This is a genomic window from Oleiphilus sp. HI0079, assembly GCF_001635105.1.
This window is the reverse complement of record NZ_LWFT01000086.1, coordinates 1-728: the sequence shown is the minus strand read 5'-3', so window position 1 is coordinate 728 and position 728 is coordinate 1. Positions and strand designations below refer to the sequence as shown.

1 protein-coding gene and 1 pseudogene are annotated in these 728 nt (G+C 45.3%); both read right to left on the bottom strand.

The window, feature by feature from the left end; genetic code table 11:
- Positions 1–182: pseudogene (locus tag A3750_RS01315) on the bottom strand (NADH oxidase); the annotation flags it as partial.
- Positions 183–307: 125 nt separating this feature from the next.
- Positions 308–728, bottom strand: a 421-nt coding sequence (locus A3750_RS01310) for a tRNA dimethylallyltransferase (protein WP_304440156.1), incomplete at its 5' end; no start/stop codon positions are given.

Sequence of the window (728 nt, the reverse complement as noted above, 5' to 3'; positions counted from 1 at the left end):
ATAACATTGCCTGTTACAAGCAAACCTGTACCACCCTCAGCCCATTTTGCGTACAAACGCTCTAAGCGCAAATCTGGGTTGTGTTGTTTGTCGCCGAGTTGTTCGCTCATTGCTGATTTGAAGAGGCGATTTTTTACTTCGGTTTTATTGTTGATCTGATAAGGGCTGTTTAATGCAGGCATAACGTGCTCGGCTCAAAGGTTGAAAACGGTTAGCGTGAAGAACTTAATTTGTTAAAGCTACTCGGCCTGCAAGCTTACGCACTTTTTTCTACAGCGTGTAGTCACTGGCCGGATATGTATAGAACTTACTGATGCGTATGCCCTGCGCGCTCTAAATAGCGCGATATATGGTTGGCACACTCTGCAGCGAAGTCATCTTGGGTATTTAGCCAGTGGATACTTACCCCTTTCTTCTCAATGTTGCGGAACCATTTTTCTTGTTGTTTGGCAAATTGATGAATGGCGCTTCGCAGCTTTTGGAACATGTCGTTGTAATCTAGCTCCCCTCTCAGGAACAGGCTGAGGTAGCGATATTCTAAGCCATAGTGTTCAAGGGATGTGTGAGAAACGCCCTGTTCCAAAAGTTGTTTTACCTCATCAAGCATGCCTTCGTCTAATCGGCTTGCTAAGCGTTGACTAATCCGCTTTCTGGTTGTCTCTCTTGGATATTGTAAGCCAAAAACTAGGGGCTGATAGTCGGGCCAACAGACGGTTTCAGATCCATTC